Origin of the sequence: Neisseria sp. Dent CA1/247 (assembly GCF_022870825.1) — a bacterium.
GTDB classification, from domain to species: domain Bacteria; phylum Pseudomonadota; class Gammaproteobacteria; order Burkholderiales; family Neisseriaceae; genus Neisseria; species Neisseria zoodegmatis.
The window spans coordinates 1,087,465-1,101,751 of sequence record NZ_CP091522.1; the positions used below are offsets into that span (position 1 = coordinate 1,087,465).

Sequence of the window (14,287 nt, forward strand, 5' to 3'; positions counted from 1 at the left end):
ATGTGAGTAAATTGGGCTGATATGGCGTATAAAAAAAGGTTGCGGTAAGCCTGATATGTGCCGAGCGGTAAAACAACCATTCATGCGACACCGCAACTAAGCGATTATATTGCATTGCTGTTTTTTGTTAAAACCTTAGGTTAAAATAAACGCCTTCTTTCATACCGGAAACGCCATGAATTCTTCCCGTCATTGCCGCTTTTCCTTCGATATTGCAGCCTGGCAGGCTTCATCAAGCCGTGTATCAGGCTTGGAAGCTTGGCAGCAATGGGCAGCGGATGCCGGTTTTGCCGACACCCTGCCTGATTACAAACCTGCTTTGTCTTTTTTGCCTGCCATGCAGCGGCGTCGCTTGAGCGCGGCGGCGCGGCTGGTGTGCGATGCTGCGTGGGATTTGGCCGAACGTTATCCCGACAGCCCGTTGGTATTCGCTTCGCACGACGGCGAATTGAACCGCAGTTTCGAGCTGTGGCTTGAATTGATGAAAACAGATACCGTTTCGCCGACCTCGTTTGGCTTGTCGGTGCATAATGCGCAAGTTGGCCAATGGTCTATGTTGCGTAAAGACATGGGCGAAAACACGGCATTGGCGGTTGGCCGAGACGGTTTGGAAACCGCTTTGGCCGAGGCTTACGCCATCATGCGGGAGGGGGCGGAACAAGTGTTGGTGGTGATTGCCGACGATCCCATGCTTCAAGAATATGCCGTCGCCGCCGAGCGTGCTCCGATGGCTTATGCGCTGGCAATGGTGCTGAAACCCGGCGGACAATATACTTTGTCTATGTGTTCCGCAGACCAAGGTGCGGAAGAGCAGGCGTCTTATTGGGGGGCTTTGGATTGGATACGCTTCATGCTTTCCGACCGGTCCGAACATACCCGTAATTACCGCCATTACCGCTGGTTGTGGCAGAAAAGCTGATGAAGATGTTGAACCGTTGCCGCAGTTTCCTTGCCACTTTATTCGGATTCGTCTTATTCGGCGTGGTGGGCGTATTGCTCAAAATCGTTCTTTTGCCTTACACCTTGAAAAGCACCAAAGGCGATATTCCCCGCCAAATAGCTGCGCGGCGTTTAATCGGCAGGGTATGGAAATGGTTTATCGGCTACCTTGAGTGGTCGGGTGTGTTGCGCGTGACATTCAAGGGTGCGGAAAAACTTGGTCGCCCGGGGCAGTTGGTGTTGGCCAATCACCCGTCGCTGCTAGATGTGGTATTACTGGTCAGCCATGTGCCGCAGATGAACTGCATCGTCAAAAAAGATTTGCTGAACAATCCCTCCATGAAAAGTCAGATTCTCGCCACGGGTTATATTCCCAACGACGAATCGCTGGAAATGATGGAAGAAGTGGATGCCGTGTTTAAAAGCGGGCAAAGCCTGCTGATTTTCCCAGAAGGAACACGTACGGGTTGGGACGGGCAAATCAAGCTGCACCGCGGCGCGGTATCCATCGGTTTGAGAAGTGCCGAAGTGATTACGCCCGTGTGCATCAAAATGAATCCGCCGAATTTCAAAAAAGGCCAGCCATGGTATAAAATCCCACCCCGCACCATACATTACGAAATTACGGTCGGCGAAGACATTAATCCGCAAGATTGGTTGGCTGAGAAGCCGCTACCCATCGCCGCCCGACGTTTAAACACTTATTTGCAAGACTATTTCACACGGGAAACAACATGAACTTAGAAACACAAATCAAACAAATGATCATCGACAGCTTGGGTTTGGAAGACATCACCGTCGAAGATATCGAAACCGATGCCCCGCTGTTTGGCGACGAAGGCTTGGGCTTGGATTCGGTAGATGCCTTGGAATTGGGCTTGGCCGTACAAAAAACCTTCGGCTTCCAGCTCGACGGCGAAAAAGACAATCTGCGCGATCACTTTGCCAGCGTAGCCACATTGGCCGACTTCATCCGCAGCCGCCAAGCATAAGGAGTGAATGATGACCGAACAAGAAATCCGCCGGATTCTGACTGATGCTTTGGTGAATCTGTTTGAAATCGAACCCGAGCGCATCAAGCCGGAAACCAATCTTTATGAAGATTTGGAAATCGACAGCATCGACGCCATCGACTTAATCGACCACATCAAGCGCGAAACCGGCCGCAAGCTCAAAGCCGAAGACTTCCGCAACGTGCGCACCGTAGATGATGTGGTGCAGGCCGTCTTAAAAATTGATGCCGAATAAGCAACATTGAATCTATCCTTGAGCCGAAGGGCGGGCATGCTTGCCCGCCGTTTTGCTATGTTCGGATTAATTTTCAGACGGCCTTGAAGGAAAGAGGCCGTTTGAAAACTTGTTTTGCCCATACCGTTCAACAATATTCATTCCAAAGCCATTATGAAAATCATCGGCCAAGTTTTGCTCGTCATACTCAGCATCGCCTATCCCTTACTGTGGTATTACGGCCACGAACACGGCGCTTTTTTCTGGCTTGCTGCCGCCATGTGCGCTTTATGGCTGATACGCGCCGCGATACAGAAAACCCGCGCACAACAAGCCGTTTCACTAATGCTCGCCGCTTTTTTCGCCGCAGTCATTCTTTTCAGACGGCCTGATTCCATGTATTGGTATCCCGTGGCCGTGAACTTGCTGATGCTCGCTGTGTTCGGCACCAGCCTGTTTGCCAAACAAACCCTGATCGAACGCCTCGCCCGCCTGCAAGACCCCGACCTCCCGCCCGAAGGCGTACGCTATACCCGCCGGATAACCCAAATCTGGTGCGGCTTTTTTATCTTCAACGCCGCCACCTCCGCGCTGCTGGCTTTTTCAGACAGGCATGATTGGTGGGCGCTTTATACGGGGATTATTTCTTATGTGTTGATGGGCACGTTGTTTGCGGGAGAGTGGATTTACCGGAAAGTGGTGTTGAAGGTTTGAGGCCGTCTGAAAATTCAAAAGTACGCGCCAACAAACAGGCCGGCTTTTCAGACGGCCTCTTGCGATGAGGGCAAATAGGAAGAGATAAGCGATAAAATAAGCGATATAAAGAGCGATAAAATAAGCGGTATAATTCAATATTCCAATTTGTGCCGTCTGAACATTCAGGAAACACCGCAATGAAGCCGCCTTTCAGTATTACCAACCACATTCTTAACCTGATCGTAGAAATTTCACACATCATAGGCCGCTTGCAATTTCAATACGAACGCAACCTGCATTTGCGTAAAGAAAACCGCATCCGCTCGATTCAATCGTCTTTAGCCATTGAAAACAATTCTTTAACCATAGAACAAGTAACCGACATCATCAACGGCAAGCGGGTGTTGGGTAATCCGAAAGAAATTCAAGAAGTGAAAAATGCCTACGATGCGTATGAAGAAATCCTGAATTTCAACCCATACAGCATCGGCGATTTTCTTAAAGCACACGGTTTGTTAACCGAAGGCATTGTTCGCCGGGCCGGTGGTTTCCGCCATAAAGATGTCGGTATTTTTGCTGCCGACGGCACATTGCTGCACATGGGCGCGCGACCGCAGTTTGTACCCGATTTGATGGAAAAACTGTTTGCATGGGCAGAAACCGACGATACGCCCATGTTGGTAAAAAGTGCCGTCGTGCATTATGAAATCGAAATGATCCACCCGTTTGAAGACGGTAACGGCCGCATGGGCAGATTGTGGCAGAGCGTGATGTTGAGCAGCTGGAATCCCTTATTTGCGTGGATACCCGTAGAAACGATGGTGTACGGCAATCAGCAGGGCTATTACCGTGTTTTGGCCGAGGCTGATAAAGCCAACAATTCAACCGTATTTGTTGAGTTTATGCTCGATATGGTGCTTCAAACCTTGAAAGCTTACGCACTTGATGCAACGAATGATGTTGCAAACGCCAAAATCAGCGAAAAAGCCCGCCAAGCCTATCTGCCGATACGCCGCTACCTTGAGGAAAACGCTGAAATTTCCAACAGCAGGGCGCAGCAACTGACCGGAAAATCAGCGGCGACCGTCAGAAAATATTTGGCGGAATTGACCGAAGCCGGGTTGCTGGAAGCGGTGGGAACGGGCAAAGGTAGGGTTTACCGTTTGGCAAAGCCTTTGAAGTAAAAATTACTTGGAAACTTTCTTCGCTAATCGTTAATTAGATGTTATTTTTTAGCTGTAATAAAACACAAATGGGAAAAAATTATGTACAAACTTAATATGTTATTAGTTTTTATTTTGGCCGGTTGCACAACTGTATCTGCAATTCAGCCTGTTGAAACAGGCGTTTCTAGATTTGATACGGCACTGATATATAAAGGTAAAGAAAGTATTGTTGGTATCAATGAGAATAATGCCCAAGAATATAGAATTTTCCATCAAGGAGCGACAGGAGCGACCCCTTCTTCTGCGATACGAAGTAGTGCAGAAAGAAGAGCGAATGAGTTTTGTAACAAGGAAAATAAGCAAATGAAGGCCATAAGAGAGCGAACTTCTGTACCTCCTCATATGTTTGGCAATTGGCCTAGAATTGAAATTATTTTTATATGTGTAGAAAAATCGATAGATAATGATAATTTTGATGATGGCAAATATAAAAAATTGATAAATTTGAAACAATTATTAGATCAAGGTGTGCTTTCTGAGCAGGAATTTAATAAAGAAAAAGCAAAAATATTAGGTCATTAACAAAATAATATTATGAATAATCTTACCCAGACACTATCCTCAACCCTCCCGCAAACCACCCTAATCGCCACCAACCCCGATTGGACGCGCGCCGATTTCAACCGCGCCGTTATTTACCTCTCAGGCCGTCTGAAAATGCAAAACGTGCAAACTGCCGCTTTGTGGTTTGAAGATGCCGCGTTTTTTGCCTGTGCGGTGCTGGCGGCGTGGCATGCGGGGGTGCGGGTGTTGTTGCCGCCGAATTTGGCGCAGGATAATGTGGATTGGGGTAATGCGGCGGATGTGTGGCTGACGGATGCGCCGCATGAAAAAGCGTTTTCAGACGGCCTTTGTGCAGGTAAGGTTTACAATATTCCCGCTGTGTTAAGCGATATGCCGTCTGAAATTGTGATGCCCGATAATCTGCTGATTCCCGCAGATGCCGAGGCCTGTCTGAAAACGTCCGGCTCGACCGGCGGCGCGCAGGTGGTGGTAAAAACGGCGGCGCAGATGGAAGCGGAGGCTTTGGCATTGGCGGAAGTCGTGCCGTTTCGGCAGGAGGGTTTAACCGTAATCGGCAGCGTCAGCCCGCAGCACATGTATGGTTTTACCTTCCGTTTCGCGCTCGCGCTCACGATGGGTTGGACGATGGACCGCCTGCAAAATGTGTATCCCGAAACCTTGCTGGCCGCCACTGCGGCGCACGCGCAATCGGTATGGATTGCCAGCCCGGCGGTGTTGAACCGCTTGGGCGAAGCGCGCAACTGGCAGGCGGTGGGCGGCAAAGTGGCGGGGATTGTGTCGGCGGGCGGCGCGTTGCCGGAGGCGACAGCCGATTTGCTCGAAAAACATGCCGTGCGGCCTTTTGAGATTTACGGCAGCACCGAAACCGGCGTGATTGCGTCGCGCCGGCACCGTAGCGAATGGCAGCCCTTTGCCGCCGTGGAAATCGGGCAGGACGAAGACGGTGCATTGTGGGCGCAATCACCGTGGACAAACGGCCGCTTCCAAACCGCCGATATGGTGGAAATGCAGCCCGAAGGCTTTTTATTGCTCGGCCGGAAAGACCGGATTATTAAATTTGAGGACAAACGCGTGTCATTAAACCAAATCGAACATGACCTGTTGGCGCATGAATGGATTGCCGATGCCTATTGCGCCCAGCACCCGCAGCACAAACGCCCCGCCGTGTGGGCGGCGTTGAATTCAGACGGCATCCAAGCCTTGCAGGAACAGGGGCGGGCGGCGGTGGCGGCGGTGTTGAAAAAACACCTTGCTGCCACGCAAGACACAGTGGCTTTGCCGCGCTACTGGCGTTTCACCGACGCTTTGCCGCGCAATGCCCAATCCAAAATCACCGCCGCCGATTTTCAGACGGCCTTTACCGAAGCGCAAACCGCTCCGCAATGGCAGCCATGCCTGTCTGAAAATGCAGAAGCCCACCGCTTTCAAGGCCGGGTGCCGCTGGATTTGGTGTATTTCGGCGGACACTTCGTCCATTTCCCGCTGGTGCCCGGCGTGATCGAGCTGCAATGGGTGCGCGATTTGGCCGAACGTTTCGACTGGGGGCGGCAAAGCGTCGTGCGCGTGGAAAACCTGAAATACCAGCAATTCCTGCGCCCGCATCATGAAGTGTTTGCAGAGTTGAAATACGATGCGGATAAAAACAAATTGACGTTCAAGCTGGAAAACCATGAAGCGGTGTGCGCTTCGGGGCGGATTGTGTTTGGGGCGTTTGAGGCCGTCTGAAAAAATGCTTTGCCGACTACGCCGGGCTATTTGTAGGGGCGGATTACATATCCGCCCGCTATGTGAATTTCAACAATAGGCATTGAGATTCAACAGCGGCTTCACGTGTAGTCGGATAAATAACATTCCAGTCTTGCCAAGTATAGGGCGGATATGTAATCCGCCTCTACATCTCAATATTGGAGTTGTTATTATATTGTTGTATATAAATAATTTAACATTAATAAAATACGTGAAAGGATTGGCGTATGCGTAAACTCATTCTGCTGCTTGCTGTTGCCGGCGGCTTTTGGCAACTGTGGGGAAAGGATGCCTATAACCAATGGCAAAACAAACCGGAAGTATTGTCGAACATTACTAAACAGCTGCCTTTAAAATTGCCATCGCAGCAAGCTCGTAAAGAAAAAAGCGGATTTACTTGCGACGGCAGAACGCGTTGTTCGCAAATGACTTCCTGCGAAGAGGCCAAGTTTTTCTTACAGAATTGCCCCAACACCAAAATGGACGGAAACCACGACGGCGTGCCGTGCGAGAGCCAGTGGTGCCGTTAAGTTTTATTTCCTATTTCCTGAATGTTATCCATGACAACCCTAGCCCTAATCCCCCACTACAATCACCCGGCCACCATCACTCAAGTTGCCCAAGCCATGCGCGGGTTTGGCTTGGATGTGCTGATTGTGGACGACGGTTCGCGGGCGGACTGCAAACCGGTATTGGACGCTTTGGCGGAGCAGGACGGCATTGATGTTGTGTACCGCTTGGTCAACGGCGGTAAAGGCGCGGCGGTGAAAGCCGGGTTGAAATACGCCGAAGAGCAGGGCTATACCCATGTTTTGCAGGTGGATGCCGACGCGCAGCATTGTTTGGATGACACGGCCAAGATGTTGGAAGCGGCGCAGGCAAACCCCGAAGCGGTGGTGTGCGGCTGGCCGCAATACGGCAGCGATGCGCCGAAATCGCGGCTTTACGGGCGTAAAATCACCGATTTTTGGAATATGGTGCATACGTTTTCGACCGATATAAAAGACGGCATGTGCGGCTTCCGCCTTTATCCGCTTGCGCCCGCGCTGACCGTGGTGCGTGAAGAACGGGTGGGCGACCGCATGGATTTCGACACGGAAATCCTTATCCGCCTCTATTGGCGCGGCGTGAAACCGGTGTGGATTAAAACGCCGGTGAAATACGAAGTCGGCGGCGTGTCGCATTTCCGCGCGTTTGACGATAATGTGCTGATCAGCAAAATGCACGCAAGATTGTTTTGCGAGATGGTGTGGCGGCGTTTGAATGGGAAGCTGTGAGAGGCCGTCTGAAAATATGAATAAGGATACGAAAGCAAACGGACATTGGGCCGCTCAAAGCGAACGCGGCAACCGCCTGTTTTTGGGCATTACCACGCTGATGGTGAAATATCTGCCTGCGTTTCTGATGAACCCGTGCATTTGGTTTGTGGTGCTGTATTTCTACATCACTTCGCCCAAGCAGCGGCGCAATATTACGCGCTACCAGCAGCGGCTTCAGACGGCCTTTCCCGATACGCGCCTGCCTGAAAAGATGCCGGTGTTTAGGCAGTTTGTGGCGTTTGGCGAGGCGGTGTGCGACCGTTTTGCGGTGTGGCAGCGCAAAATCCGTTATGAAGATTTGGTGGTGGAAGACCCCGACGGTATTTCGGCTGTGGTGGACCAGCGCGGTGAGCGCGGGCAGATTTTTGTGTGTTCGCATTTCGGCAATGTAGAAGTGTGCCGCGCGCTGGTGTCGCATCACAAAGGTTTCCGCCTCAATGTGTTGGTACACAGCCGCCATGCTCAGGCGTTTAACGAGGCTTTGAATAAGGCGGGTGCGGATAAAATCCAGCTGATTCAGGTAACGGATTTGGATGCTTCGCTGATGATGGAGCTGAATAAACGTATTGATGCGGGCGAATGGCTGGCGATTGCGGCAGACCGTGTGCCGGTGCGCGGTGAAAAAACGGTGGCGGCGGATTTTTTAGGCGAGAAAGCCGATATGCCGCAAGGTGCGTGGCTGCTGGCGGCTTTGTTGAAAACGCGGGTAAACACGCTTTTTTGTGTGAAGCAAAACGGGCGTTATCATTTGAAGCTGCGCCGCTTTTTGGACACGGCGGATTGGAAACGCGGCAAACGAAATGAAGAGGTTGCTGCGGCGGCGCAGCAGTTTGCCGATGCGCTGGCGCGGGAATGTGCGCAAAACCCTTTGCAATGGTTTAATTTTTACGATTTTTGGAAAGACGAAACGCATGGCTAAACATGTTTATTGCCGCCACAGCACGGAAATGGAAGTGCCGTTTTTCGATGTCGATGCCATGCACATTGTGTGGCACGGGCATTATGTGAAATATCTCGAGGTGGCGCGTTGTGCGTTTCTCAGCGAAATCGGCTACGATTACAACGAAATGGCCCGGCAGGGTTTCAGCTGGCCGATTGTGCAGATGAACTTGAAATATGTGAAGCCTGCCCGCTTCGGCCAAAAAATCCGCGTGGATTTGGCGGTGGTGGAAATCGAAAGCTGCCTGCGCATTGATTACACGATTGTCGATGCCGAAAGCGGCGTAAAACTCAACAAAGCGAGTACGACTCAGGCGGCGGTGTCGCTCGAGAGCGGCGAAATGCAGTTTGAAACGCCTGAAAGCTGGTTGCAGGCCGTGAAGCGGCATCCTACGTTTGAGGCCGTCTGAAACCTTAGCGGGCGGTGCTTTGCCAAGACAGGAGGGCAACATCATGACACTTTCCGATATGCTTCATCACCGCCGTGCGGTGCGCCACTATGATGAAAACAAAGCACTGGATAGCGATAAAGTGCGCGAATGCCTCAAGCTGGCGCAGCTTGCGCCGAGCAGCTCCAATATGCAGCTTTACGAGTTTTACCACATCACCGACCAAGCCGTATTGAAGCAGCTTTCGGAAGCCTGTTTGGGGCAGGGCGCGGCAAGTACGGCGCCGCAGATGGTGGTGTTTGCGGTTCGCCAAGATTTGTACCGCGAGCGTGCGCGTGCCGTGTTGGCGTTCCAGCGCGGCAACATCAGCCGCACAAGCCCGCCCGAAAAAGTGGCAGGCCGTCTGAAAAACACTGAGTTTTATTATGGCAAACTGATGCCGTTTATCTATGCACGCTTTTTCGGCTTGGTTGGCTTGTTGCGCCAAATCATTGCCCGCAGCGCCGGCCTGTTCCGCCCGATTGTGGTAGACGTATCCGAAGCCGATGTGCGTACTGTTGTGCACAAAAGCTGCGGCTTGGCGGCGCAAACCTTTATGCTGGCCATGGCCGAGCAAGGCTACGACACTTGCCCGCTGGAAGGGCTGGACAGCCACATGGTGAAGCGCATCCTCAATTTGCCGCGCGGCGCGGAAATCAACATGATTGTTTCCTGCGGCATACGCAAAGAAGGCCGCGGCATTTGGGGCGAACGCTTCCGCCTGCCGTTTGAAAGCGTTTACCGTGAAATTTAAGATAGAAAGAAACTGATGAAAAAACTGATACTTGCTGCCGCATTAACCGTGTGCAGCCCGCTGCTCTGGGCGTTTTCGACCGCAGAGCTTTCCCAAACCCTGCAAAAGCCCGACAACGTGCAAGGCGCGTTTACGCAGCAGCGTTACCTCAAATCGCTCAACAAACCGATGACAACCCAAGGCCAATTCGTGTTGATTCCCAAGCGCGGTTTGCTGTGGCACATGCAAAAGCCGTTTGACAACCGCCTGCGCGTGCGTTCAGACGGCATCATGCAGTGGAACGGCAAAAGCTGGGCGGCAGCCAATCCGAGCAAAATGAGCGGTCAGGCACAGCAAATCCGCCTGTTTCTCGATTTGCTCGGCGGCAATGCGCAAGGGCTGGAAAAACAGTTTACGCTCAAACTTTCCGGCACCCAACAGAAATGGACGCTGCGTTTAGACCCGAAAACCGCGCTGATGAAGCAGATTTTCAACCACATCGACATCAGCGGCGATACTGTTGTGCGCCGTATCGAACTGCACGAAAAGCAGGGCGACCGCACGGTGATGCAGTTTAACCAGATTCAAACCGGCAAAGAATTGGATGCTTTTGCCAAGCAGGCGCTGTAAACCAAACCCGGCTTGCTTATGATGATGCCGTCTGAACAGGTTTTCAGACGGCATCATTAAGTTTGTAGAGATACTGCTCTAGTGCCGATGCACACAGCCTTGTGGAGCTATCTCCCTATATATTCACGACATATTTCATCAGAAAAAATCAGGCAGGGGAAAAATAACCGTAAGCTCAGGCGTTAATTCGGTTAAAATATGTAGTTAAATTTTAAGAATAAGCCTTGTGTATCGTTGAAAATGGCATCTGATGTGAAAAAAGTTTTGCTGGTGTATTACTCGCAAACCGGCCAGCTGAGCCGGTTGGCGCAACATTTTATCGAGCCGCTGCAACAAAGCGGCAGTATTCACGTGGATTGCGTCAATATCCGGCCTCAGCAGCCTTATCCGTTTCCGTGGCCGTTTTGGCGGTTTTTCGATACCTTTCCCGAAACCGTCCACTTAAAGCCCGCCCCGATTGAGCAGCCCGATATCCCGCACACCGATTACGATGCGGTTGTGATTGCCTATACGGTGTGGTTTTTGTCGCCCGCCCAACCGATTACCGCATTTTTGCAGCGCCCCGAAACGCAGCGGCTGTTGCGCGACAAACCCGTGATTACGCTTATCGGCTGCCGCAATATGTGGTTGGCGGCGCAGGAAAAAATGAAAATGCTGTTGGCGCGCAACGGCGCGAAGCTGATCGGGAACATCGTAAAAATTGATGCGTGCAGCAGCGCCGCCAGTTTCATTACCACACCGGCGTGGATGCTCACGGGCGACAGGCAGTATTTCCGTTCGCTGCCTGCTGCCGGTATCGCGCCCGAACAGTTGGCCGACGGTGCGCGTTTCGGCGCAAAACTGCGTGATGTTTTGATGGAAAACCGGCCTTTAGACAGCGGTATTTTTCACGGCATGAACGCGGTAAAAGTAAACGAAAAACTGATTTTCAGCGAAAAAGCCGCTTCCCGCAGTTTTTATCTGTGGGGCAAGCTGCTGATGGCGGCAGGGCGAGTATCGCCGCTTGTGCGCCGCGTGCTGCTCGGCGTGTACATCGTTTTTCTGATTACCCTGATTTTGACCGTGGTGCCGATTACCGCTTTGCTGAAGCAGCTGCTCAGGCCGTTGCTGCGCCCGTGGCTGGAAAGGCAAAAACATTATTACAGCCTGCCTTCGGGAGAATGAGGCCGTCTGAAAATATTGATGAGTTAATATCGCTATATGAACCCAAACCACACTCTCAACGACGTTTACATCAACCGCATTGCCGCTTTTTTGCCCAATGAAGCAGTCGGCAATGACGACATGGAAGCCGTGCTCGGCATGGCGGGCGGGCTGCCTTCGCGCGTGCGGAAAATGATTTTGCGTTCCAACGCCATCGAAACGCGCCATTACGCCATCGACCCGGCAACGCGCGCGGCAACGCATACCAATGCCGAACTCGCGGCGGAAGCGGTGAAGCAGCTGTTTGCGCAAGGTGTCGAACCCGAAAACATCGGCAGCTTGGTGTGCGCGACTTCCTATCCCGACCAAGTGATGCCCGGCCACGGCGTGATGGTGCACGGCCTGCTGCCTGAGATTCCCGCCTGCGAAGTGCTGACCACTTCCGGCGTGTGTGTGGCGGGTATGACGGCGATGAAACACGCTTACAACGCCGTGCGCACGGGCGAGCATAGCGATGCCGTGGCCGCCGCTTCCGAAGCCGCTTCCGCCATCATGCGCGGCGAAGTGTTCCAAAGCGAAACCGATTACAAAAAGCTGGAAAACGCCAAGCCTGAAATCGGCTTTGAAAAAGACTTTTTGCGCTGGATGCTGTCGGACGGCGCCGGTGCCGTGCATGTGAGCAACCGCCCGAACCCGTCGGGATTAAGCTTTAAAATCCATTGGATAGAGCTGCTTTCCTACGCAAACGAAATGCCCGCCTGCATGTATGCGGGCGCAGAAATTTCAGACGGCCTCTTTCAAGGCTGGAAAGCGTTCGACCAAAACTACTGCCGCCAAAACAGCCTGATGGCGGTTAAGCAGGATGTGAAGCTGCTCAATGAAAACATTATCCGCTACACCGTTGAAAAGCCTTTGGCGCAGATTGCCGCCAAACGCAAGCTGACGGCGGAAGAGATCGATTGGTTTCTGCCGCATTATTCTTCAGGCTTTTTCCGCTACAAAGTGGCGGCAGGGCTGGAAAACATCGGCTTTGCCATTCCGCAGGAAAAATGGTTTACCAACCTGCACAGCAAAGGCAACACCGGCTCGGCGTCGATTTACATTATTCTGGAAGAATTTATGCGTACTTTCCCGCTGGAAAACGGCCAGAAAATCTTGTGCTATATTCCCGAAAGCGGGCGTTTTTCCACTTGTTTCATGCTCTTGGAAGCAGTAAAGGCCGTCTGAAAATGGAAGTTGAAGATATTCCGCAAGACAACAGCAAGTCGTATCACGGCCAGCGCAAAATCATTTACGGCACGCGCAACGGCCACTACGAAGCCGCCACCAGCACCGGCTGGCAGGAAGAATCCTACGCCACCGAAATGGCGGTGTTGGAGTTGGAACAGCAAACCGAAGCCGCGCGCGAAGCTGTGGCACAAGGCGCATATTCGCCGCTGTATTACCATATGTTCCGCTTCCGCCACGACGAAACCAGTTTGGCGATGGCGGCGGGCGTGTGGAAATGGCAGTTGCGCCGCCACTTGCGCCCCGAGGTGTTTGCCAAATTGCCGGAGAAAACCTTGCGCAAGTACGCCGATGCTTTGTGTATTGGCATTGAAGAGTTGAAAAGTGCCGAGGCCGGTTCGCCGATACACAAAGCCCCAACTTAATGATCTAACGTATTGACCATGACATGCCGTCTGAAACAGCTTTTGAGAAACCCGCAATGCTCAATTTCAGACGGCCTCAACCCCAAAACCCTATGACCGATTTTCCCCACCAACATACCGCCCATTGCGAAAGCGGCGTCATGTCCACGCTGCTGAACTACCACGGCCTGCCGCTCAACGAAGCCATGGTTTTCGGCTTGGCGCACGGGCTTTCTTTTGTGTATCTGCCGGTTGTGAAACTGGCGGGCATGCCGCTCGTATCCTACCGCACCGTGCCGCGCAGTATCATCAAAAACACCTGCAAAGCGTTGAATCTCAAGCTGGATATCCGCAAGTTTTCGAGCGAGCAGGAAGGGCAGGCAGCGTTGGATGAAGCGTTGTCGCAAGGCCGTTTGGCCGGTTTGCAGACTTCCGTATTCTGGCTGCCTTACTTTCCGCCGCATATGCGTTTTCATTTCAACGCGCACAATTTGTTGGTGTACGGCAAAGAGGGCGGCGACTATCTCATCAGCGACCCCGTGTTTGAAACCGTGCAGCGCTGCGCTGCCGAAGACTTGCAGCGCGCCCGTTTTGCCAAAGGCGCATTGGCGGCCAAAGGCATGATGTACACCCTGCACAATAGGCCGTCTGAAAACGCTCAGGCCGAACTGCCCGCGCTGATTCGTACTGCTATCCGCAAAAACGCCAAACACATGCTCGCCCCGGTATTTTTCGCCGGCGTGAAAGGCATACGCACCGTGGCGAAAAAAATAGAATCCCTGCCGCGCAAACAATCTGCCAAATACCAACAGCTCTTTCTCGGCCATCTCGTGCGCATGCAGGAAGAAATCGGCACAGGCGGCGCAGGCTTCCGCTACATTTACGCCTATTTTCTCGAGCAGGCCGCCGAAGTTTGCGGCGAATCCCGTTTTCAGACGGCCTCCGAGCAGCTCACCGCCATCGGCGACGACTGGCGAATGTTTGCCGCCAAGTGCGTGAAGCAGTGTAAGAAGCCGTCTGAAAACGGATGCCGCGAGATTGCCGACTTTCTGCGCGGGATTGCCGATAAGGAAGAAGCCTTGTGGCGTAGTTTGAAATCTTAACC

Annotated in this window: 18 protein-coding genes; all 18 read left to right on the plus strand. The window is 52.3% G+C overall.

Annotated elements, in window-relative coordinates; all coding sequences use genetic code 11:
- Positions 1 to 175 precede the first annotated feature (175 nt).
- The 18 genes from LVJ85_RS05280 (at position 176) to LVJ85_RS05365 (ending at position 14,285) form a co-directional block, all read left to right on the plus strand.
- A complete protein-coding gene (locus LVJ85_RS05280) occupies positions 176 to 919 on the plus strand; it encodes a beta-ketoacyl synthase chain length factor (RefSeq protein WP_244742161.1) in 744 nt (247 codons plus the stop codon).
- Positions 919 to 1,677 (plus strand): 1-acyl-sn-glycerol-3-phosphate acyltransferase, encoded by a 759-nt coding sequence (locus tag LVJ85_RS05285; RefSeq protein ID WP_244742164.1) that lies wholly within the window; start codon positions 919 to 921, stop codon positions 1,675 to 1,677. Before LVJ85_RS05280 ends, LVJ85_RS05285 begins: the two co-directional genes overlap by 1 nt.
- Positions 1,674 to 1,931 (plus strand): phosphopantetheine-binding protein, encoded by a 258-nt coding sequence (locus LVJ85_RS05290; RefSeq protein WP_054619218.1) that lies wholly within the window; start codon positions 1,674 to 1,676, stop codon positions 1,929 to 1,931. The genes LVJ85_RS05285 and LVJ85_RS05290 overlap by 4 nt, the downstream gene beginning before the upstream one ends.
- 10 nt (positions 1,932 to 1,941) lie before the next feature.
- Positions 1,942 to 2,187, plus strand: coding sequence for an acyl carrier protein (locus tag LVJ85_RS05295; RefSeq protein ID WP_244743065.1), 246 nt, complete (start codon positions 1,942 to 1,944; stop codon positions 2,185 to 2,187).
- A gap of 153 nt (positions 2,188 to 2,340) precedes the next feature.
- The gene (locus tag LVJ85_RS05300) at positions 2,341 to 2,880 is read left to right on the plus strand and encodes a septation protein IspZ (protein WP_244742167.1); all 540 of its coding nucleotides are present in this window, start codon (positions 2,341 to 2,343) and stop codon (positions 2,878 to 2,880) included.
- A gap of 179 nt (positions 2,881 to 3,059) precedes the next feature.
- Positions 3,060 to 4,046 (plus strand): Fic family protein, encoded by a 987-nt coding sequence (locus tag LVJ85_RS05305; RefSeq protein WP_244742170.1) that lies wholly within the window; start codon positions 3,060 to 3,062, stop codon positions 4,044 to 4,046.
- Positions 4,047 to 4,127: 81 nt separating this feature from the next.
- The gene (locus tag LVJ85_RS05310; RefSeq protein ID WP_054619215.1) at positions 4,128 to 4,610 is read left to right on the plus strand and encodes an SHOCT domain-containing protein; all 483 of its coding nucleotides are present in this window, start codon (positions 4,128 to 4,130) and stop codon (positions 4,608 to 4,610) included.
- 12 nt (positions 4,611 to 4,622) lie between these two features.
- Positions 4,623 to 6,338, plus strand: a complete 1,716-nt coding sequence (locus LVJ85_RS05315; protein ID WP_244742173.1) for an AMP-binding protein — start codon at positions 4,623 to 4,625, stop codon at positions 6,336 to 6,338.
- A 248-nt stretch (positions 6,339 to 6,586) separates the two neighbouring features.
- Positions 6,587 to 6,889, plus strand: coding sequence for an excalibur calcium-binding domain-containing protein (locus LVJ85_RS05320; protein WP_244742177.1), 303 nt, complete (start codon positions 6,587 to 6,589; stop codon positions 6,887 to 6,889).
- Positions 6,890 to 6,919: 30 nt separating this feature from the next.
- Positions 6,920 to 7,636, plus strand: coding sequence for a glycosyltransferase family 2 protein (locus LVJ85_RS05325; protein ID WP_244742179.1), 717 nt, complete (start codon positions 6,920 to 6,922; stop codon positions 7,634 to 7,636).
- 16 nt (positions 7,637 to 7,652) lie between these two features.
- Positions 7,653 to 8,597: a glycosyl transferase family 2 gene (locus LVJ85_RS05330; RefSeq protein WP_244742182.1), complete on the plus strand. Its 945-nt coding sequence runs from the start codon at positions 7,653 to 7,655 to the stop codon at positions 8,595 to 8,597.
- A complete protein-coding gene (locus LVJ85_RS05335) occupies positions 8,590 to 9,027 on the plus strand; it encodes a thioesterase family protein (RefSeq protein ID WP_085363255.1) in 438 nt (145 codons plus the stop codon). Before LVJ85_RS05330 ends, LVJ85_RS05335 begins: the two co-directional genes overlap by 8 nt.
- Before the next feature lie 43 nt (positions 9,028 to 9,070).
- Positions 9,071 to 9,799, plus strand: coding sequence for a nitroreductase family protein (locus LVJ85_RS05340; RefSeq protein WP_244742184.1), 729 nt, complete (start codon positions 9,071 to 9,073; stop codon positions 9,797 to 9,799).
- 15 nt (positions 9,800 to 9,814) lie between these two features.
- Positions 9,815 to 10,408 carry an outer membrane lipoprotein carrier protein LolA gene (locus tag LVJ85_RS05345; RefSeq protein ID WP_085363257.1) on the plus strand — a complete coding sequence of 198 codons (594 nt, stop codon included), beginning with the start codon at positions 9,815 to 9,817 and terminating at the stop codon, positions 10,406 to 10,408.
- 252 nt (positions 10,409 to 10,660) lie between these two features.
- On the plus strand, positions 10,661 to 11,572 hold the full coding sequence (locus LVJ85_RS05350; protein WP_244742186.1) for a dialkylrecorsinol condensing enzyme: 912 nt from the start codon (positions 10,661 to 10,663) through the stop codon (positions 11,570 to 11,572).
- A gap of 36 nt (positions 11,573 to 11,608) precedes the next feature.
- On the plus strand, positions 11,609 to 12,778 hold the full coding sequence (locus LVJ85_RS05355; RefSeq protein ID WP_244742189.1) for a beta-ketoacyl-ACP synthase III: 1,170 nt from the start codon (positions 11,609 to 11,611) through the stop codon (positions 12,776 to 12,778).
- A gap of 2 nt (positions 12,779 to 12,780) precedes the next feature.
- Positions 12,781 to 13,203, plus strand: a complete 423-nt coding sequence (locus LVJ85_RS05360) for a hypothetical protein (protein WP_244742191.1) — start codon at positions 12,781 to 12,783, stop codon at positions 13,201 to 13,203.
- A 92-nt stretch (positions 13,204 to 13,295) separates the two neighbouring features.
- On the plus strand, positions 13,296 to 14,285 hold the full coding sequence (locus tag LVJ85_RS05365; protein ID WP_085363260.1) for a BtrH N-terminal domain-containing protein: 990 nt from the start codon (positions 13,296 to 13,298) through the stop codon (positions 14,283 to 14,285).
- Positions 14,286 to 14,287 lie beyond the last annotated feature (2 nt).